A 19,099-nucleotide genomic window follows, 5' to 3' on the forward strand; every position below is an offset into this window, starting at 1 on the left:
CGCTCACCACCAGCGATGAAAGTGATGGACCGGGCCGACGCCGTGGCCGACGTCGAGGTGGCCGCTCGCGGCGATCGCGCCGGTCAGGTAGGTCTTGGCTTCCCGTACCGCGCTTTCCAGGTCGGGCTGCTGCGGCAGCAGCGCGGCGATCGCCGACGACAGCGTGCAGCCGGTGCCGTGCGTGTTGCTGACCGGCACGCGCGCGCCGTCGAGCCGCACGGTGCGTGTCGCTTCGACGAGCCAGTCGGGGCTCGCGGCCGCGTCGGGCAGGTGGCCGCCCTTCATCAGCACGGCGCGCGCGCCGGTCTGCAGCAAGGCCTGGCCTTGCCGCACCATGTCGTCTTCGGTGGTGGCGGGCGCAACGTTCAGCAGCGCGGCCGCTTCGGGCAGGTTCGGCGTGACGACCGTCGCGAGCGGCAGCAGCGTGTCGCGCAGCGCGTCGACGGCATCGGGCGCGAGCAGCGCGTGCGAACTCTTCGAGATCATCACCGTGTCGAGCACGACGAAGCGCGGCGCGTAACGGCGCAGCGCGTCGGCCACCGCCTGCACGATCGCCGCGTTGGCGAGCATCCCGATCTTGACCGCATCGATGCGGATGTCGTCGAACACCGCGTCGAGCTGCGCGGTCACGAATGCGGCGTCCGGCGCATGCACGCCCGTCACGCCGCGCGTGTTCTGCGCGGTCAGCGCGGTGATCACGCTCGCGCCATACGCGCCGAGCGCGGAAAACGTCTTCAGGTCGGCCTGGATGCCTGCGCCGCCGCCCGAATCGGAGCCGGCGATCGTCAGGATGTTGGGTATCGGGTGCGTCATGAGGGCAACGCGCCGGTTCGAGGACCGGCGCCGGCGGACGAAAACCGAAAGTGTAGCGTCAGTGCCGCGATTCGCCGATCAGCGCGACCGAGTCGAACTGACGCTGGTTCGCCTGGTGGCGGCGCATCACGAGCCACATCGTCAGGCAGACGAACGTGCCGAACAGCACGATCACGACGCCGACCGGCACGTCGAGCCACACGAGCACCGCATACAGGCACAGCATCACGAGCACCGACAGGTTCTCGTTGAAGTTCTGCACCGCGATCGAGTGACCGGCCGACAGCAGCACGTGGCCGCGATGCTGCAGCAGCGCGTTCATCGGCACGACGAAATAGCCGGACAGCGCGCCGACGCCGATCAGGAAGATGTACGCGACGATCAGGTAGAACGGCATGCGCAGATGGCCGAAATGCACGGCCCAGTGCGGCGGGAACAGGTCGCGCGTGTAGAACGCCATCAGCATCACCGCGATGCCCATGATGATGCCGACGGGCAGCACGCTCAGCGACTTCTTCAGCGGAATCCGGGCGGCGGCGGCGATCGCGCCGCCCGCGACGCCGACCGCGACCACGGCCTGCAGGATCGCGCCTTCGGACAGCGACATGTTGAGCGACACCTCGGCCCACTTCAGCACGATGAACTGCAGCGTCGCGCCCGCGCCCCAGAACAGCGTCGTGACCGCCAGCGAGATCTGGCCGAGCTTGTCGCGCCAGAGCACCATGAAGCAGTCGGCGAAATCGGTGAGCAGCTTGACCGGGCCGCGTTCCTGCTTCGGATAGCGGGCGCCCGTGTCGGGAATGCGCAGGTTGAACAGCGCGGCGACCACGTAGATCGCCATGATGATCGCCATCGCGGCTTCGGCGGGCGTGCCGATCCACGCGGGCGTGTGGGCGATCACGTGCGATGCGATGTGCGGGCTGATCAGCGCGCCGCCGAGCACGGTGCCGAGGATGATCGAGCTGACGGTCGTGCCTTCGATCCAGCCGTTCGCGGCGACCAGCCGGTCGGCCGGCAGCAGCTCGGTGAGAATCCCGTACTTGGCGGGCGAGTAGGCCGCCGCGCCGAAGCCGACGATCCCGTACGCGATCAGCGGGTGGGCGCCGAACAGCATGATCAGGCAGCCGACCACCTTGATCGAGTTGGTGATGAACATCACGCGGCCCTTCGGGCGCGAATCCGCGAACGCACCCACATACGCCGCCAACACCACATACGACAACACGAAGAACAGCTTCAGCAGCGGTGTCATCCAGTTGGGGGCGTGGAGGTCTTTCAGCAGGGCGATGGCGGCGATGAGGAGCGCATTGTCGGCCAGCGACGAGAAAAACTGCGCGGCCATGATGGTGTAAAAACCTTTTTTCATCTGATGCGATGCTTTCGTCGCTGCGGCAGGGCCGCGTAGGCCGCCTCGTATGCGATCGGCTTATTCCGTTCGAAATGGGTTGTGCGCACGGCTTTATAACATGAAAATACGCGAATTCGGACTAGCAAGATCCCCCGATCGTTCCGCAAATTGTCGGCTTCGGTGCTCAAAAGGCGCGGTAAGCTGATGATTCGCAAGCGTCTTTACGTAAATTTCCCATGCCGCGCCCGATCTCCGCCACCATCCACACCGCCGCTCTCGCGAACAATCTCTCCGTCGTCCGCCGCTTTGCCGGCCCGTCCAAGGTCTGGACGGTCGTCAAGGCCAACGCGTACGGCCACGGTCTCGCCCGCGCGTTTCCCGGCCTGCGCGGCACCGACGGCTTCGGCCTGCTCGACCTCGACGAGGCCGTGAAGCTGCGCGAACTCGGCTGGGCCGGCCCGATCCTGCTGCTCGAAGGCTTCTTCCGCTCGACCGACATCGACGTGATCGACCGCTACAGCCTGACGACGACCGTCCACAACGACGAGCAGATGCGGATGCTGGAAACGGCGCGGCTGTCGAAGCCCGTCAACGTGCAGCTCAAGATGAACAGCGGGATGAACCGGCTCGGTTACGTGCCGGGAAAATACCGTGCCGCGTGGGAACGCGCCCGCGCATGCCCCGGCATCGGCCAGATCACGTTGATGACCCATTTTTCGGACGCGGACAACGAGCGCGGCGTCGCCGAGCAGCTCGCGACGTTCGAGCGCGGCGCGGAAAACATCGCCGGCGCGCGCAGTCTCGCGAATTCGGCGGCCGTGCTGTGGCATCCGGACACGCACTTCGACTGGGTGCGGCCGGGGATCGTGCTGTATGGGGCGTCGCCGTCCGGGCTGTCGTCCGATATCGCCGACACGGGGCTGAAGCCCGCGATGACGCTCGCGTCCGAGCTGATCGCGGTGCAGACGATCGCGAAGGGCCAGGCGATCGGCTATGGCTCGACGTTCTCCGCGCAGGCGCAGATGCGGATCGGCGTCGTCGCGTGCGGCTATGCGGACGGCTATCCGCGCGTCGCGCCGGAAGGCACGCCCGTGATCGTCGACGGCATCCGCACGCGGATCGTCGGTCGCGTCTCGATGGACATGATCACCGTCGACCTGACGCCGTGCCCACAGGCCGGCGTCGGTGCGCGCGTCGAGCTGTGGGGCAACGCGCTGCCGATCGACGACGTCGCGCGCCATTGCGGCACGATCGGCTACGAGCTGATGTGCGCGGTCGCCGGCCGCGTGCCGGTGCGAGCGGAATAAGGGCGTCGCGCGTGGCCAAACAGAAAACCGTTTACGTCTGCAGCGAGTGCGGCGGACAGACCCCGAAGTGGCAGGGCCAGTGCCCGTCGTGCCAGGCGTGGAACACCCTCGTCGAATCGGTCGCCGAATCGCCGGCTGTCCATCGTTTCCAGTCGCTCGCGAAGCGGGCGCCGGTGCAGCGCCTCGTCGACATCGAGGCCGCCGACGTACCGCGCTTCTCGACCGGCATCGGCGAATTCGACCGCGTGCTGGGCGGCGGGCTGGTCCCCGGCGGCGTCGTGCTGATCGGCGGCGACCCGGGCATCGGCAAGTCGACGCTGCTGCTGCAGTCGCTCGCGGATATCGCGAACGAGCGGCGCGCCCTCTATATCAGCGGCGAGGAATCGGCCGCGCAGATCGCGTTGCGCGCGCAACGGCTCGCACTGCTCGACGGCGGCACGCCGGCGGCCGAACTGAAGCTGCTCGCCGAGATCCAGCTCGAGAAGATCCAGGCCGCGATCGATGCGGAGCGGCCGGACGTGGCCGTCATCGACTCGATCCAGACCGTCTATTCGGATGCGCTCACGTCGGCGCCGGGCTCGGTCGCGCAGGTGCGCGAATGCGCGGCGCAGCTCACGCGCATCGCGAAACAGTCGGGCACCGCGATCATCATGGTCGGGCACGTGACGAAGGAAGGCAACCTGGCCGGCCCGCGCGTGCTCGAGCACATCGTCGACACGGTGCTGTATTTCGAGGGCGACACGCATTCGTCGTTCCGGCTCGTGCGTGCGTTCAAGAACCGCTTCGGCGCGGTCAACGAACTCGGCGTGTTCGCGATGACCGAGCGCGGGCTGCGCGGCGTAGCCAACCCGTCCGCGCTGTTCCTGTCGCAGCACGAGCAGGTCGTGCCCGGTTCGTGCGTACTCGTCACGCAGGAGGGCACGCGCCCGCTGCTCGTCGAAATCCAGGCGCTCGTCGATACGGCGCACGTGCCGAACCCGCGCCGGCTCGCCGTCGGCCTCGAGCAGAACCGGCTCGCGATGCTGCTCGCGGTGCTGCATCGGCACGCGGGCATCGCCGCCTTCGACCAGGACGTGTTCCTGAATGCCGTGGGCGGCGTGAAGATCACCGAGCCGGCCGCCGACCTCGCGGTGCTGCTCGCGATTCACTCGTCGATGCGCAACAAGGCGCTGCCGAAAGGGCTGATCGTGTTCGGCGAGGTGGGGCTGGCGGGCGAGATCCGGCCGTCCCCGCGCGGGCAGGAACGGCTGCGCGAAGCGGCGAAGCTCGGCTTCACGTCCGCGCTGATCCCGAAGGCGAATGCGCCGAAACAGCCGATCGAAGGGCTGAACGTGATGGCCGTCGAGCGGCTCGAACAGGCGATCGACCGCGTGCGCGATCTTGAATGAGCGGCCCGGCGCGCGCACGGGCCGTGCGTCGCCGGGCGATCTGTCGCGTAATTCGCTGTAAAGAATATGTAGGCTGCTGTAACCCGCCGGACATCGCTTTTCCCTATCCTTTGCCGGATTGTCGAACCGCGCAATGCGAAGGGAACCTATGTTGAAATCGTACGGGGAAGCGCCTGGCGGACGCCTTTACAACCTGCGCGGCTGCCGCGTGTCGGAGCCGATTCGCCAGCCGTGGGGCGGCGGATGCCGGATCGTCGAGTGGATCGACGAAGAAGGGCGCCTCGCGCGCAAGGTCGTGTCCGAGGATGTGACGGAAGCGGAAGTCGCCGCGGCGATCCGCCGGCCGACCCAAGGGCGCCGGTACCTGATGGGCGACGACGAGCAGATGCCGCGCGACACGCTGCCGCGCCGCTGAGCGGATGGCGCGGGCGGGCATACGGGCGCCGGCCGACGCAGCCACATCAAATGCAGCAATGACGACGAGGCCGGGCCAGGGCGCCCGGCCTCGTCGTTTCCGCGGCCGGTTTCCGCGGCCGGGCGGGTTCGTGGGTCATTGACGCCCCGCCGCGCCGTGCCGCCGATGACGCGATCATCGGCTGACGGCCCCGGCGGCCGCGTTCAGCCGATCTGCTCGAGTTCTTCCTGCACGGCGAGCCAGTCCGCCTCGACCGTCTCGAGCCGGGTGTTGACCTCGCCGAGCTTGCGGATCGCGTCGGTCAGTTCTGTCTTGCGCGCGGCTTCGTAGCTCGCCGGATCGGCGACGAACGCGTCGAGGCGCGCCTTCTCCGCGTGCAGCGTTTCCATTTCCTTTTCGAGCTTCGTGATGCGGTTCTGCAGCGGCTTCTTCAGCTGCGACAGCCGCTGGCGTTCCTCGGCCGCCTGGCGCTTCTGGTCCTTGCGATTCACGCCCGGATCGGCGCCCGCGGCTGCCGCGCTGTCGGCCTTCGCGGCCGCGCGCTGCTCGGCCGCATGCTGCAGCAGCCAGTCGCGGTAGTCGTCGAGGTCGCCGTCGAACGGCTGCAGCCGGTGCTTCGCGACCAGCATGAACTGGTCGGTCGTCGCACGCAGCAGGTGACGGTCGTGCGACACGAGGATCAGCGTGCCTTCGAACTGCGCGAGCGCCATCGTCAGCGCGTGGCGCGTTTCGAGGTCGAGGTGGTTCGTCGGTTCGTCGAGCAGCAGCAGGTTCGGCTTCTGCCAGATGATCAGCGCCAGCGCGAGGCGGGCTTTTTCGCCGCCCGAGAACGGCCCGACCGGGCTGGTCGCCATGTCGCCCGAGAAATTGAAGCCGCCGAGGAAGTCGCGCAATTCCTGCTCGCGCGTGTCGGGCGCGAGCCGCGCCAGGTGCGCGAGCGGCGAATCGTCTTCGCGCAGCGTCTCGAGCTGGTGCTGCGCGAAATAGCCGATCGTCAGCCCCTTGCCGTCGCGGACCTGCCCCGACAGCGGCGCGAGCGTGCCGGCCAGCGTCTTGATCAGCGTCGACTTGCCCTGGCCGTTCGCGCCGAGCAGGCCGATGCGCTGGCCGTTCTGGATCGACAGCGCGACGCGCTCGACGATCGGGATCTCCGCTCCGTCGTCGGCGTGGTAGCCGCAGCGGACGTCTTCCATCACCATCATCGGGTTCGGCGCGGCATCGGGCGTGCGGAATTCGAACGTGAACGGCGACGCGATGTGCGCGGGCGCGATCAGCTCCATCTTCTCGAGCGCCTTCATCCGGCTTTGCGCCTGCTTGGCCTTGGTCGCCTTGGCCTTGAAGCGGTCGACGAAGCTCTGCAGGTGCTCGATCGTCTTCTGCTGCTTTTCGTACGCGTTTTGCTGCAGCGCCAGTTGCTGCGCGCGCAGCACTTCGAACTGCGAGTAGTTGCCGCCGTAGCGCTTCACCTGGCGGTTTTCCAGATGCAGCGTGACGTTGCAGATCGAATCGAGGAATTCGCGGTCGTGCGAGATCACGACGAGCGTGCCGGGGTAGCGGTGCAGCCAGTCCTCGAGCCAGACGATCGCATCGAGGTCGAGGTGGTTCGTCGGTTCGTCGAGCAGCAGCAGGTCGGAGCGGCACATCAGCGCCTGCGCGAGGTTCAGGCGCATGCGCCAGCCGCCGGAGAAGCTCGCGACGGATTCGCGCGTTTGCGCGAGCGTGAAGCCGAGGCCGAGCAGCAGCGCTTCGGCGCGGGCCGGCGCGGTGTAGCCGTCGGCATCGGCGAACGCCGCGTGCGCGTCGGCTTCGGCGGCGCCGTCATGCGCGGCCGAAGCGGCGGCGATGCGGGCCTCGATCTCGCGCAGCGCGGCGTCGCCGTCGAGCGTGTAGTCGAGCGCCGAGCGGTCGACCGCCGGCGTTTCCTGCGACACGTGGGCGATCCGCCACGACGGCGGCATCGAGAAATCGCCTCCGTCGGAATGCAGCTCGCCGCGCAGGACGGAAAACAGCGTCGACTTGCCGGCGCCGTTCGCGCCGATCAGGCCGGCTTTCTCGCCGGGATTGAGCACGAACGAGGTCGACTCGAACAGCGGCTTGGTGCCGCGCGCAAGGCTGAACTGATTGAAACGGATCACGGCGGAAATGACTGGCCAAAACCGCTATTCTAGACTGCGCGCCGCTCGCGCCGGGCATCGGCCGTTCGGCGGGTGCCGCAACGGCGCAATTTCGCCTAGACTCCACGTCGATCCGGTTTCGTAAAAGGAGTGCCCGATGTCCACCCTGTATTCGTTCAGCGCAGAGACGCTCGCCGGTGCGCCGGTATCGCTCGATGCGTATCGCGGCAAGGTGCTGCTGATCGTCAATACCGCGAGCGAGTGTGGTTTCACGCCGCAGTACGCGGGTCTGCAGAAGCTGTACGACCAGTACGCGGCGCGCGGCTTCTTCGTGCTCGGCTTCCCGTGCAACCAGTTCGGCAAGCAGGAGCCGGGCGATGCCGCGCAGATCGGTGCGTTCTGCGAGCGCAACTACGGCGTCACGTTCCCGATGTTCGCGAAGATCGACGTGAAGGGCGACCATGCGCATCCGCTGTATCGCTACCTGACCGACGAGGCGCCCGGCATTCTCGGCCTCAAGGCGATCAAGTGGAATTTCACGAAATTCCTGATCGACCGCGAAGGGCGCATCGTCAAGCGCTACGCGCCGTCCACCAAGCCCGACGAAATCGCCGCGGACATCGACAAGCTGCTGTGACGGCGCAGCGCGGCGTGCGCCGTGCCGGTGCGGATCGCGCGGGCGCGGCGGTCGTCAGCGCCGTTACAGGATCGGCGCGAACAGCCGCGCGACGTGCATCGCGATGCGCCGCCAGGCGGGCGACTGCCGGTATTCGTCCGCATCCACCTCGTACGCCTGCGCGAAGTCGGCGTCGAGCATCGTCTCGACCTCGTCGGCGAACGCCGGGTCGACGGTCAGCACCATGACCTCGAAATTGAGGCGGAACGAGCGGTTGTCGAGATTCGCGCTGCCGATCGCCGCCGCGACGCGGTCGATCAGCACGACCTTCTGGTGCAGGAAGCCCGGCCGGTAGCGGAACACCTTCACGCCCGCATCGACGAGGTCGCGCGCGTAAAGCTTCGACGCCTCGAACACGACGTAGTGGTCGCGCCGGCTCGGGATCAGGATGCGCACGTCGACGCCGCGCATCACGGCGAGCTTCAGCGCGCAGAGCACGGCTTCGTCGGGAACCAGGTACGGCGTGGTGATCCAGACCCGCTCGCGGGCGGCATTGATCGACTCGACGAAGAACAGCGAGCCGGTTTCCTGCTTGTCCGCCGGCCCCATCGGCACCGCGAGGCAATGCATGCCGTCGCCGGGCTGCGCGGGCGGCGGCAGCGCGATGGGCGGCAGCTTCTGCGTCGCCCAGTGCCAGTCTTCGGCGAATACGTACTGGATGCTCGCCACCACGGGGCCGCGTATCTCGATGTGGGTATCGCGCCATGGCGACAGGCGCGACTTCGCGCCGAGATATTCGACGCCGACGTTGTGGCCGCCGACGAACGCGCGATTGCCGTCGACGACGACGATCTTGCGATGGTTGCGGAAGTTCAGCTGGAAGCGGTTGACGAATTTCCGGTTGGTCGCGAACGGACGGACTTCGACGCCGCCCCGGCGCAGCGTGTCGACGTAGCTGTGCGGCAGGTCGAAGCTGCCGATGCTGTCGTACAGCAGGCAGCAGCGCACGCCGGCCGCCGCGCGCGCGAGCAGCGAGTCGCGCAGCATCCGGCCGAGCGCATCGTCGCGCACGATGAAGAACTGGACGAGCACGTAGTCGCGCGCGGCGTCGATCGCCGACAGGATGGCCGAGAACGTCGCGTCGCCGTTCACGAGCGTGCGCACCGAATTGCCGCCGAGGAACGGCATGCCGCCGAGCCGCGTGAGCGCGAGCACGGCGGCCTGGCCCAGCGCGTCGGCGGCCGGCCCGTCGGTCGCGTCGGTGGTGCGCCACGGCGAACGCGGTGTGTGCGTGCGCAACATTTCCAGTTCGTGGCGCCGGGCGTCGACGTAGCCGGAGAATTTGCTGCGGCCGAGGAACAGGTACGGAACGAGCGTCAGGTACGGCATGGCCGTGAGCGAGACGGCCCACGCGATCGCGCCTTGCGACGTGCGCGTGTTCATGATTGCGTGGCACGCCGCGAGGATCCCGAGCACGTGGATGGTCAGGATCAGGGTGCCGAGATGTAGCCAGTCGAGGGTCATGGGCGCGTAAAGGACTCCCGAGCGGACTCCCCGAGGGATTCCGGCGGTCGTGCGGCCGGGCGGCCGCCTACGCGCATCTTACCCAACCGTGCGGCGCAATGGTGCGCCGCACGGCGGGCGGGCCGGAACCGCTCAGGCCTTGCGCGGCAGGTCCGACGCCTGGATCAGGAACACGGCGTCGTCGCCCGCGCTGGTCGGCAGCCACGTGAGCTCGAGGCCGCCGAACGCCGCTTCGACGTGCTCGCGCTCGTTGCCGATCTCGACGACGAGCACGCCGTCGTCATGCAGCCAGCGGTGCGCTTCGGCGACGATGCGTCGCACGATGTCCATCCCGTCGTCGCCGCCGGCGAGCGCCATTTCCGGCTCGTGCCGGTATTCGGGCGGCAGCGCGGCCATCGACGCGGCGTTCACGTACGGTGGGTTCGTCAGGATCACGTCGTAGCGTGAGTCGGGATCGGTGCGGAATGCGGGCAGCGGCGCGTAGAGGTCGCCGCGGTGCAGCCCGATGCGGTCTTCGAGGCCGTAGTCGCGCACGTTGATTTCCGCGACCTCGAGCGCCTTGTCCGACAGGTCGACCGCGTCGATCTCGGCGTTCGGGAACGCGCTCGCCGCGAGGATCGCGAGGCAGCCGGAGCCGGTGCACAGTTCGAGCACCGCGCCGACCTGCTCGGGATCGGCGACATACGGCTGCAGCCCGTCGTCGAGCAGTTCGCCGATGAACGAGCGCGGCACGATCACGCGTTCGTCGACGTAGAAGCGGTGGCCGTGCATCCACGCTTCATGCGTGAGGTAGGCGGCCGGCACGCGGTCGGTCGCGCGTCGTTCGATCACCGCCAGCACGGCCGCGATTTCGTCGGGCAAGAGGCGCGCGTCGAGGAACGGCTCGAGCGTGTCGAGCGGCAGGTCGAGCGTATGCAGCACGAGGTAGGCCGCTTCGTCGTACGCGTTGTCGGAACCGTGGCCGAACGCGAGCTTCGCTTTCGAGAAGCGCGTGACCGCGTAGCGCAGCAGGTCGCGGATGGTGGCAAAAGGTGTCGTCATGCGAGGCTCCGTCAGGCAATCAGTTGTTCGAGCACGCGTCGGTACACGTTCTTCAGCGGGTCGACGAAGCGCACCTCGATGTGCTCGTCGATCTTGTGGATGCTGCCGTTCGGCGGGCCGAACTCGATCACCTGCGGGCAGATGCGCGCGATGAAGCGTCCGTCCGACGTGCCGCCCGTCGTCGACAGCTCGGTCGTGATGCCGGTCTCGGCGCGGATTGCGTTTTCCAGCGCGCCCGACAGGTCGCCGCGCGGCGTGAGGAACGGCAGGCCGCTCACCGACCATTTCAGCGTGTATTCGAGGCCGTGCTTGTCGAGGATCGCGTGCACGCGGGCCTGCAGGCCTTCGACCGTGCTCGCGGTCGAGAAGCGGAAGTTGAACAGCAGGTCGGCGTGGCCGGGGATCACGTTGGTCGCGCCGGTGCCGGCGTGCAGGTTCGACACCTGCCAGGTGGTCGGCGGGAAGTATTCGTTGCCTTCGTCCCACTGTTCGGTCGCGAGCTCGGCGAGCGCCGGCGCGAGCAGGTGGATCGGGTTCTTCGCGAGGTGCGGATACGCAATGTGGCCCTGCACGCCCTTGACGACGAGCTCGCCGGACATCGATCCGCGGCGGCCGTTCTTGACGACGTCGCCGAGCTCGGCGCTCGACGTCGGCTCGCCGACGATGCAGTAGTCGAGCCGCTCGCCGCGTTCCTGCAGCAGTTCGACGACCTTCACGGTGCCGTCGGTGGCCGGGCCTTCCTCGTCGCTCGTGATCAGGAACGCGATCGCGCCGCGGTGGCCGGGATGGGCCGCGACGAATTCCTCGGACGCGACGACGAACGCCGCGAGCGACGTCTTCATGTCGGCCGCGCCGCGGCCGTACAGCTTGTCGTCGCGATGGGCGGGGATGAACGGCGGCGAGGTCCACTGCTCGAGCGGGCCGGTCGGCACGACATCGGTGTGGCCCGCGAACGCGAGCAGCTTGCCGTCGCGGCCGTCGGTGCCGCGCTTGACGGCCCACAGGTTGGTCACGCCATGCGAAGCGATGGTCTCGCATTCGAAGCCGAGCGCGGCGAGGCGCTCGGTCATGATCTGCTGGCAGTGCTGGTCGTCGGGCGTCACGGACGCGCGTGCGATCAGTTGTTCGGTAAGGGCTAGGGTGGCGGACATGGTTCGGACCACTTTCGATAAAAAATGCCGGCGCGGTGGCCGGCAGCGACAGGGCGTCGGGCTACGCCCGCAGGCGCAGCGCGGGCGGCCCTATGCGGCAAACAGTGCCGCGTATTGATCGGCCACGAAGCCGAGCGATTTCACGCGGCCGTTGACGACGAGCACGGGGCGCTTGATGACCGACGGCTTGTGGATCATCAGCGCGACCGCGCCGGTCTTCGTTTCGGCGGCCGCCTTCATCGCGTCGTCCAGGCCGCGCCACGTGGTGCCGCGCTTGTTCACGAGCGCGTCGAGCGACACGTCCTTCAGCCAGTCTTCGACCAGCGGCGCGCTGACGCCGAGCTTCTTGAAATCGTGGAACTCGAATTCGACGCCGTGCTCGTCGAGCCACACGCGGGCCTTCTTCACGGTGTCGCAGTTCGGAATGCCGTAGACGACCACGGTGTGCGGCTTCGCCATCAGTCGCCTCGCAGCAGCTCGTTCAGGCCGACCTTCGCACGCGTCTTCGCGTCGACCTTCTTCACGATCACCGCGCAGTACAGGCTGTGCGAGCCGTCCTTCGACGGCAGGTTGCCGGCGACGACGACCGAGCCGGCCGGGATGCGGCCGTAGCTGACTTCGCCCGTCTCGCGGTCGTAGATCTTCGTGCTCTGGCCGAGGTACACGCCCATCGAGATCACCGAGTTCTCCTCGACGATCACGCCTTCGACGACTTCCGAGCGCGCGCCGATGAAGCAGTTGTCTTCGATGATGACCGGGTTCGCCTGCAGCGGCTCGAGCACGCCGCCGATGCCGACGCCGCCCGACAGGTGCACGTTCTTGCCGATCTGCGCGCACGAACCGACCGTCGCCCACGTGTCGACCATCGTGCCTTCGTCGACGTACGCGCCGATGTTGGTGTACGACGGCATCAGCACGACGTTCTTCGCGATGAACGAGCCGCGGCGCGCGATGGCCGGCGGCACGACGCGGAAGCCGCCCGCGGCGAAGTCTTCGGCCGTGTAGTTCGCGAACTTCGACGGTACCTTGTCGTAGAACTGCGAGTAGCCGCCGGCCGGCATCGGTGCGTTGTCCTCCAGGCGGAACGACAGCAGCACGGCCTTCTTCAGCCACTGGTGCACGGTCCAGTTGCCGTCGATTTTCTCGGCGACGCGCAGTGCACCTTTGTCGAGCTGCTCGATCGCGTGAGCGACGGCCTCGCGGACGTCGGCGGGCGCGGCCTTCGGCGACAGCTCGGCGCGGTTTTCCCAGGCGGTATCGATGATTTGCTGAAGTTGTTGCGACATGTTCGTTTTCGCAGGAGATGAATGGAATTGATCGGGATGGACGTCTTACCGTGCGAGAGCGCGGCAGAAATCGACGATGCGTTGCGCGCCCTCGACGCATTCGGGGGTGCCCGCGACGAGCGCGATCCGGATGAAATCGCGGCCCGGATTCGTGCCGTGCGCGTCGCGCGCCAGATACGAGCCGGGCAGAACGGTCACATTATAGTCGGCGTACAGGCGGCGGGCGAACTCGGTGTCCGACAGGCCGGTGCGCGCGACGTTGGCCCACAGGTAGAACGCGGCGTCGGGCAGCTTCACGTCGATCACATCGGCGAGCATCGGCGTGACCGTATTGAACTTCTGCAGGTACAGCGCGCGGTTCTCGCGCACGTGCGCCTCGTCGTTCCACGCAGCGATGCTCGCGTGCTGCCAGACCGGCGACAGCGCGGCGCCGTGGTACGTACGGTACAGCAGGAATTTCTTCAGCAGCGCGGCGTCGCCGGCGACGAAGCCCGAGCGCATGCCCGGCACGTTCGAGCGCTTCGACAGGCTCGACAGCATCACGAGGCGCTCGAAGCCGCGGCCGAGGCGGTGCGCGGCCTCGAGGCCGCCGAGCGGCGGCGCCGCTTCGTCGAAATAGATTTCCGAATAGCATTCGTCGGACGCGATCACGAAACCGTGGCGGTCCGACAGCGCGAACAGCTCGCGCCAGTCGTCGAGCGTCAGCACGGCGCCCGTCGGATTGCCGGGCGAGCATACGTACAGCAGCTGCGTGCGCGCCCACACGTCATCGGGCACGGCCGCGTAGTCGCACGCGAAGTTGCGCGCCGGGTCGCTGTTCGCGAAATAGGGTTCGGCACCGGCCAGCAGCGCCGCGCCTTCGTAAATTTGATAGAAAGGATTCGGACAGAGTACGATCGCCTTCTTGCCGTCCGCGCGCGGGCGCGCGTCGATCACGGTCTGCGCGAGCGAGAACAGCGCCTCGCGCGAGCCCGACACCGGCAGCACCTGCGTGGCCGGATCGATCGCCGGCAGCCCGTAGCGGTGCTCGAGCCAGTGCGCGATCGACGTGCGCAGCGCGTCCGAGCCGGCGGTGGCCGGGTACGACGCGAGGCCGTCGAGCGCGGCCACGACGGCGTCGCGGATCAGCGCCGGCGTCGCGTGTTTGGGCTCGCCGATGCCGAAGCTGATCGGTTTGAGGTCGCCGGAAGGCGTCACGTCCTTGAACAGGGCGCGCAGCTTTTCGAAGGGATAGGGCTGGAGCGAGTCGAGTCGAGGGTTCACGGGCGAAGCGGCCATCGCGGCCGGTTGGAGCGAAAGAAGCGGCGGGCGCGCCGCGCGGCTGCGAACGGGCGCCGGGGCGCGCGGCTCGCAACGGACGATTATAGCGTGACGGAATGCGGTCACGGCCTGCCGGAACGGCGGCCGGGCCGGTCGAATAAAGGGTATCGAACAAATGCACAACGCGGTACGCGGCAGCCTGCCGACGCTGGCCATCCTGATCGGCGCGTCGGTATGGGGCCTGATCTGGTATCCGCTGCGGATCCTCGCGTCGCTCGGCGTGACGGGCACACTGGCGAGCGCGCTGACGAGCCTCGTCGCGTTCCTGTTTGTGATCGTCGCGCGGCACCGCACGATCGCGACGCTGCGCTGGCACTGGGTGCTGCCGGGCATCGCGGTGACGGCCGGCGTGACGAACCTCGGGTTCGTGTGGGGCACGATCCACGGCGAGGTGCTGCGCGTGATGCTGCTGTTCTACCTGACGCCGGCCTGGACCGCGATCTACGCGCACTTCCTGCTGCGCGAACGGCTGACCTGGGCCGGCGCGGGGCTGGCTGCGCTGTCGATCGGCGGCGCGATGCTGATGCTGTGGTCGCCGACGCTCGGCTTGCCGCTGCCGGCCAACCCGGCCGAATGGGCCGGCCTCGCGGCCGGGCTGAGCTTCGCGATGAGCAACGTGCTGGTGATCAAGGCGAGCCGCGAGCTGCCCGACATGCGTGCGGAGATGCGCACCGCGACGCTGTTCGGCGGCGCGGCCGTGTTCGGCGCGATCGCATCGCTGTTCGAAGGGCTGCCGAGTGCGCCGGCGAGCGGCCAGCTGGGCGTGGCCGCGCTGATCGTCGCGGCGATCGGCGTGACGATGGCGTCGAACAACCTGCTCGTCCAGTACGGTCTCGCGCGCGTGCCGGCGAACCGCGCGTCGATCATCATGCTGTTCGAGATCGTGATCACCGCGCTGTCCGCGTGGGTATTCGCGAACGAGCTGCCGAGCGCGCTCGAGTGGGCGGGCGGCGCGTGCATCGTGCTGGCGACGCTGCTGTCGAGCCGGGTCCATCGTGCCGCGCCGGCACCGGACAAACCCGGCGACGGTCGGGACGGCGCACGCGCGATGGTATGATGGAAGCCGTTTGCGGGGCCCAACGCTGGATGCGCGCGGCCCCGTTTTTGAATTCCGGGGCGCGTGGCGCGCAGGGGCTCTCCGGCCCCGCGCCGGGCGGCCCCGTCCGTTTCACACCTTCTTCACATCCGATACCGCCGTGCGTCTGAGCTCGATCAAACTCGCTGGCTTCAAATCCTTCGTCGATCCCACGCATTTCCAGGTTCCGGGCCAGCTTGTCGGCGTGGTCGGCCCGAACGGATGCGGCAAGTCCAACATCATCGATGCCGTGCGCTGGGTGCTCGGCGAGTCGCGCGCGTCCGAGCTGCGCGGCGAATCGATGCAGGACGTGATCTTCAACGGTTCGACCGCCCGCAAGCCCGGCAGCCGGGCCAGCGTCGAACTGATCTTCGACAACTCCGACGGCCGCGCGGCCGGGCAGTGGGGCCAGTACGGCGAGATCGCCGTCAAGCGCGTGCTGACGCGCGACGGCACGTCGAGCTACTACATCAACAACCTGCCGGCGCGCCGCCGCGACATCCAGGACATCTTCCTCGGCACGGGCCTCGGGCCGCGTGCGTACGCGATCATCGGGCAGGGCATGATCGCGCGGATCATCGAGGCGAAGCCGGAAGAGCTGCGCGTGTTCCTCGAGGAAGCCGCCGGCGTGTCGAAGTACAAGGAACGCCGCCGCGAAACCGAGAACCGCCTGCACGACACGCGCGAGAACCTGACGCGGGTCGAGGACATCGTGCGCGAACTCGGCGCGAACCTCGAGAAGCTCGAGGCGCAGGCGGTGGTCGCGACCAAGTACAAGGAACTCGTCGCCGACGGCGAGGAGAAGCAGCGCCTGCTGTGGCTGCTGCGCAAGAACGAGGCCGCCGGCGAGCAGCAGAAGCAGCAGCGCGCGATCGAACAGGCGCAGATCGACCTCGAGGCGCAGACGGCGAAGCTGCGCGAAGTCGAGGCGCAGCTCGAGACGCTGCGCGTCGCGCACTACTCGGCGAGCGACGCGATGCAGGGCGCGCAGGGTTCGCTCTACGAGGCGAATGCCGAGGTGAGCCGCCTCGAAGCCGAGATCAAGTTCATCGTCGAATCGCGCAATCGCGTGCAGGCGCAGATCGCCGCGCTGAACGCGCAGCGCGAGCAGTGGCGCGCGCAGGCCGAGAAGTCGCAGGACGAGCTCGAGGAAGCCGAAGAGGCGCGCGCGATGGCCGACGAGAAGGCCGCGCTCGCCGAAGACAACGCGGCCGCGAAGCACGATGCGCTGCCGGCGCTCGAAGCGAAGTGGCGCGACGCACAGGCGCAGCTCAACGACGAGCGCGCGCGGATCGCGCAGACCGAGCAGTCGCTGAAGCTCGAAGCCGCACACCAGCGCAACGCCGACCAGCAGCTCCAGCAGCTTCAGCAGCGCCACGAGCGCCTGAAGAGCGAAGCGGGCGGGCTCGACGCGCCGGACGAGACGCAGCTCGAAGAGCTGCGCATGCAGCTGGCCGAGCAGGAAGAGATCCTCGCCGAAGCGCAGGCGCGTCTGGCCGACGCGCAGGAAACGGTGCCGCGTCTCGACGGCGAACGCCGCGCCGCGCAGGAGCGCGTGCAGGCCGAAGCCGCGCAGATCCACCAGCTGGAGGCGCGCCTCGCCGCGCTGAAGCAGCTGCAGGAAAACGTGCAGACCGAAGGCAAGGTGCAGCCGTGGCTCGACAAGCACGAGCTCGGCGCGCTGCCGCGTCTGTGGAAGAAGCTGCATGTCGAGGCCGGCTGGGAAGCGGCGCTCGAGGCCGTGCTGCGCGAGCGTCTCGCCGCGCTCGAAGTATCGAATCTCGACTGGGTGAAGGCATTCGCGACCGATGCGCCGCCCGCGAAGCTCGCGTTTTACGCGCCGCCCGCGGCCGGTGAGCCGCCCGCCGCGGTGGCCGGGCGGCGTCCGGTGCTGTCGCTCGTGCGCATCGACGACGCGGGCATCCGCGCGGTGCTGAACGACTGGCTCGGCAACGTGTATGTCGCCGACGACGTCGCACAGGCGCTCGCGACGCGCGCGCAGCTGCCGGCAGGCGGTGCGTTCGTCGTCAAGGCCGGCCATATCGTCACGCGCGTCGGCGTGCAGCTGTACGCGGCCGATTCGGAGCAGGCCGGGATGCTGGCCCGCCAGCAGGAAATCGAAAACCTGGCGCGCCAGGTGCGTGCGCAGGCGCTGCTCGCCGACGAGGCGCGCACGGCTGCCGTGCGTGCGGAAGCCGCGCACACGCAGGCCACGCAGGCGCTCGGCGACCTGCGCGCGCAGGCCGAACGTGCGACGCAGCGCGTGCATGCGCTGCAGATGGACGTGCTGAAGCTCGCGCAGGCGCATGAACGCTATACGCAGCGCAGCACGCAGATCCGCGAGGAACTCGAGGAAATCGGTGCGCAGATCGAAGAGCAGCGTGCATTGCGCGCGGAGTCGGAAGCGAATTTCGAGCGCTTCGACGGCGAGCTCGCGGAACTGCAGGCGCGCTTCGAGGACAACCAGCTCGCGTTCGAGTCGCTCGACGAATCGCTGACGCAGGCGCGTCAGGAAGCGCGCGACCTCGAGCGCGGCGCGAACGACGCGCGCTTCGCCGCACGCAACGCGGTGACCCGGATCGACGAACTCAAGCGCACGATCCAGGTGGCGCACGAGCAGAGCGAGCGCGTCGCCGCGTCGCTGGAAGACGCGCGGGCCGAACTCGAGACGATCAATGAGCAGACCGCGCATACGGGCCTGCAGGACGCGCTCGAGATTCGCGCGGTGAAGGAAGAAGCGCTGCAGGCCGCGCGGATCGAACTCGACGACCTGACCGCGAAGCTGCGTGCGTCGGACGAGCAGCGGCTCGTCGCCGAGCGTTCGCTGCAGCCGCTGCGCGACCGCATCACCGAACTGCAGTTGAAGGAGCAGGCCGCGCGCCTGTCCGTCGAGCAGTTCGCCGAGCAGCTCGCAACGGCCGAGGTCGACGAGGTCGCGCTGGCCGCGAAGCTGACGCCGGACCTGAAGCCGTCGTACCTGCAGGGCGAAGTCACGCGCCTGAACAACGCGATCAACGCGCTCGGCCCGGTGAACATGGCCGCGCTCGACGAGCTGAAGGCCGCGAGCGAGCGCAAGGTGTTCCTCGACGCGCAATCGGCCGACCTGATCGACGCGATCACGACGCTCGAGGACGCGATCCACAAGATCGACCAGGAAACCCGCACGCTGCTGCAGGGCACCTTCGACGAGGTCAACCGTCACTTCAGCGACCTGTTCCCGCGCCTGTTCGGCGGCGGCCAGGCGAAGCTGATCATGACGGGCGACGAGATTCTCGATGCCGGCGTGCAGGTGATGGCGCAGCCGCCGGGCAAGAAGAACGCGACGATTCACCTGCTGTCGGGCGGCGAGAAGGCGCTGACCGCGACCGCGCTGGTGTTCGCGATGTTCCAGCTGAACCCGGCGCCATTCTGTCTGCTCGACGAGGTCGACGCGCCGCTGGACGACGCGAACACCGAGCGTTTCGCGAATCTCGTGCGCGCGATGTCCGACAAGACGCAGTTCCTGTTCATCTCGCACAACAAGATCGCGATGGAAATGGCGCAGCAACTGATCGGCGTGACGATGCAGGAGCAGGGCGTGTCGCGGATCGTGGCGGTGGACATGGAAACCGCCGCGGGTTTTGCCCAGAATTGACGTTTGACGAAACCGGATCGCGTTCGCGCGGCGCATGGGCGCCCGTTCGCGGTCCCGACGAAAAAGA

15 protein-coding genes are annotated in these 19,099 nt (G+C 68.1%); 6 read left to right on the plus strand and 9 right to left on the minus strand.

What is annotated here, in order from left to right:
- Positions 1-3: 3 nt before the first annotated feature.
- Both thiD and lplT read right to left on the minus strand, forming a co-directional pair.
- Positions 4-813 (minus strand): bifunctional hydroxymethylpyrimidine kinase/phosphomethylpyrimidine kinase, encoded by an 810-nt coding sequence (thiD, locus tag HWW87_RS05780; RefSeq protein ID WP_175819576.1) that lies wholly within the window; start codon positions 811-813, stop codon positions 4-6.
- 58 nt (positions 814-871) lie between these two features.
- On the minus strand, positions 872-2,179 hold the full coding sequence (lplT, locus tag HWW87_RS05785) for a lysophospholipid transporter LplT (protein ID WP_175819577.1): 1,308 nt from the start codon (positions 2,177-2,179) through the stop codon (positions 872-874).
- Positions 2,180-2,397: 218 nt separating this feature from the next.
- Between lplT and alr the strand changes: the two genes are divergently transcribed.
- From alr to HWW87_RS05800, 3 genes are all read left to right on the plus strand, one after another.
- Positions 2,398-3,468 carry an alanine racemase gene (gene alr / locus HWW87_RS05790; RefSeq protein WP_174434596.1) on the plus strand — a complete coding sequence of 357 codons (1,071 nt, stop codon included), beginning with the start codon at positions 2,398-2,400 and terminating at the stop codon, positions 3,466-3,468.
- Positions 3,469-3,479: 11 nt separating this feature from the next.
- Entirely contained in the window at positions 3,480-4,856 is a 1,377-nt protein-coding gene (radA, locus tag HWW87_RS05795; RefSeq protein WP_175819578.1) for a DNA repair protein RadA, read from the plus strand.
- A gap of 148 nt (positions 4,857-5,004) precedes the next feature.
- Complete coding sequence (locus tag HWW87_RS05800; protein ID WP_174390238.1) at positions 5,005-5,271, plus strand: DUF2866 domain-containing protein; 267 nt, start codon at positions 5,005-5,007, stop codon at positions 5,269-5,271.
- Between the two features lie 203 nt (positions 5,272-5,474).
- On the opposite strand, the gene HWW87_RS05805 is transcribed toward HWW87_RS05800, so the two are convergent.
- Positions 5,475-7,406: an ATP-binding cassette domain-containing protein gene (locus HWW87_RS05805; protein ID WP_175819579.1), complete on the minus strand. Its 1,932-nt coding sequence runs from the start codon at positions 7,404-7,406 to the stop codon at positions 5,475-5,477.
- Positions 7,407-7,542: 136 nt separating this feature from the next.
- Here HWW87_RS05805 and HWW87_RS05810 point away from each other — a divergent pair, with 136 nt between their 5' ends.
- Positions 7,543-8,022 (plus strand): glutathione peroxidase, encoded by a 480-nt coding sequence (locus HWW87_RS05810; protein ID WP_011549528.1) that lies wholly within the window; start codon positions 7,543-7,545, stop codon positions 8,020-8,022.
- Between the two features lie 63 nt (positions 8,023-8,085).
- Here the strand turns inward: HWW87_RS05810 and cls are convergent, their stop codons facing one another.
- The 6 genes from cls to dapC form a co-directional block, all read right to left on the minus strand.
- Entirely contained in the window at positions 8,086-9,525 is a 1,440-nt protein-coding gene (gene cls, locus HWW87_RS05815) for a cardiolipin synthase (protein ID WP_175819580.1), read from the minus strand.
- A gap of 132 nt (positions 9,526-9,657) precedes the next feature.
- Positions 9,658-10,566 (minus strand): 50S ribosomal protein L3 N(5)-glutamine methyltransferase, encoded by a 909-nt coding sequence (prmB, locus tag HWW87_RS05820; protein ID WP_059780841.1) that lies wholly within the window; start codon positions 10,564-10,566, stop codon positions 9,658-9,660.
- 11 nt (positions 10,567-10,577) lie between these two features.
- On the minus strand, positions 10,578-11,717 hold the full coding sequence (gene dapE / locus HWW87_RS05825) for a succinyl-diaminopimelate desuccinylase (RefSeq protein ID WP_175819581.1): 1,140 nt from the start codon (positions 11,715-11,717) through the stop codon (positions 10,578-10,580).
- Between the two features lie 90 nt (positions 11,718-11,807).
- Positions 11,808-12,176, minus strand: a complete 369-nt coding sequence (locus HWW87_RS05830) for an ArsC family reductase (RefSeq protein ID WP_175819582.1) — start codon at positions 12,174-12,176, stop codon at positions 11,808-11,810.
- Complete coding sequence (gene dapD, locus HWW87_RS05835; protein WP_006478479.1) at positions 12,176-13,003, minus strand: 2,3,4,5-tetrahydropyridine-2,6-dicarboxylate N-succinyltransferase; 828 nt, start codon at positions 13,001-13,003, stop codon at positions 12,176-12,178. The genes HWW87_RS05830 and dapD overlap by 1 nt, the downstream gene beginning before the upstream one ends.
- Positions 13,004-13,048: 45 nt before the next feature.
- Positions 13,049-14,281: a succinyldiaminopimelate transaminase gene (dapC, locus tag HWW87_RS05840; RefSeq protein ID WP_175819583.1), complete on the minus strand. Its 1,233-nt coding sequence runs from the start codon at positions 14,279-14,281 to the stop codon at positions 13,049-13,051.
- A 157-nt stretch (positions 14,282-14,438) separates the two neighbouring features.
- Between dapC and HWW87_RS05845 the strand changes: the two genes are divergently transcribed.
- Together HWW87_RS05845 and smc are read left to right on the plus strand one after the other, a co-directional pair.
- Positions 14,439-15,380 carry a DMT family transporter gene (locus HWW87_RS05845; RefSeq protein ID WP_175819584.1) on the plus strand — a complete coding sequence of 314 codons (942 nt, stop codon included), beginning with the start codon at positions 14,439-14,441 and terminating at the stop codon, positions 15,378-15,380.
- Between the two features lie 139 nt (positions 15,381-15,519).
- Positions 15,520-19,032, plus strand: a complete 3,513-nt coding sequence (gene smc / locus HWW87_RS05850) for a chromosome segregation protein SMC (protein WP_175819585.1) — start codon at positions 15,520-15,522, stop codon at positions 19,030-19,032.
- Positions 19,033-19,099: the final 67 nt, after the last annotated feature.

The sequence above is a fragment of the Burkholderia sp. BCC0419 genome (assembly GCF_902830285.1).
In the GTDB taxonomy this organism is placed as follows: domain Bacteria; phylum Pseudomonadota; class Gammaproteobacteria; order Burkholderiales; family Burkholderiaceae; genus Burkholderia.

Coding starts and splice junctions, on each gene's coding strand:
- thiD (WP_175819576.1), bottom strand. CDS start 813: ATGACGCACCCGATACCCAACATCCTGACGATCGCCGGCTCCGATTCG.
- lplT (WP_175819577.1), bottom strand. CDS start 2,179: ATGAAAAAAGGTTTTTACACCATCATGGCCGCGCAGTTTTTCTCGTCG.
- alr (WP_174434596.1), top strand. CDS start 2,398: ATGCCGCGCCCGATCTCCGCCACCATCCACACCGCCGCTCTCGCGAAC.
- HWW87_RS05800 (WP_174390238.1), top strand. CDS start 5,005: ATGTTGAAATCGTACGGGGAAGCGCCTGGCGGACGCCTTTACAACCTG.
- HWW87_RS05810 (WP_011549528.1), top strand. CDS start 7,543: ATGTCCACCCTGTATTCGTTCAGCGCAGAGACGCTCGCCGGTGCGCCG.
- cls (WP_175819580.1), bottom strand. CDS start 9,525: ATGACCCTCGACTGGCTACATCTCGGCACCCTGATCCTGACCATCCAC.
- prmB (WP_059780841.1), bottom strand. CDS start 10,566: ATGACGACACCTTTTGCCACCATCCGCGACCTGCTGCGCTACGCGGTC.
- dapE (WP_175819581.1), bottom strand. CDS start 11,717: ATGTCCGCCACCCTAGCCCTTACCGAACAACTGATCGCACGCGCGTCC.
- HWW87_RS05830 (WP_175819582.1), bottom strand. CDS start 12,176: ATGGCGAAGCCGCACACCGTGGTCGTCTACGGCATTCCGAACTGCGAC.
- dapD (WP_006478479.1), bottom strand. CDS start 13,003: ATGTCGCAACAACTTCAGCAAATCATCGATACCGCCTGGGAAAACCGC.
- dapC (WP_175819583.1), bottom strand. CDS start 14,281: ATGGCCGCTTCGCCCGTGAACCCTCGACTCGACTCGCTCCAGCCCTAT.
- HWW87_RS05845 (WP_175819584.1), top strand. CDS start 14,439: ATGCACAACGCGGTACGCGGCAGCCTGCCGACGCTGGCCATCCTGATC.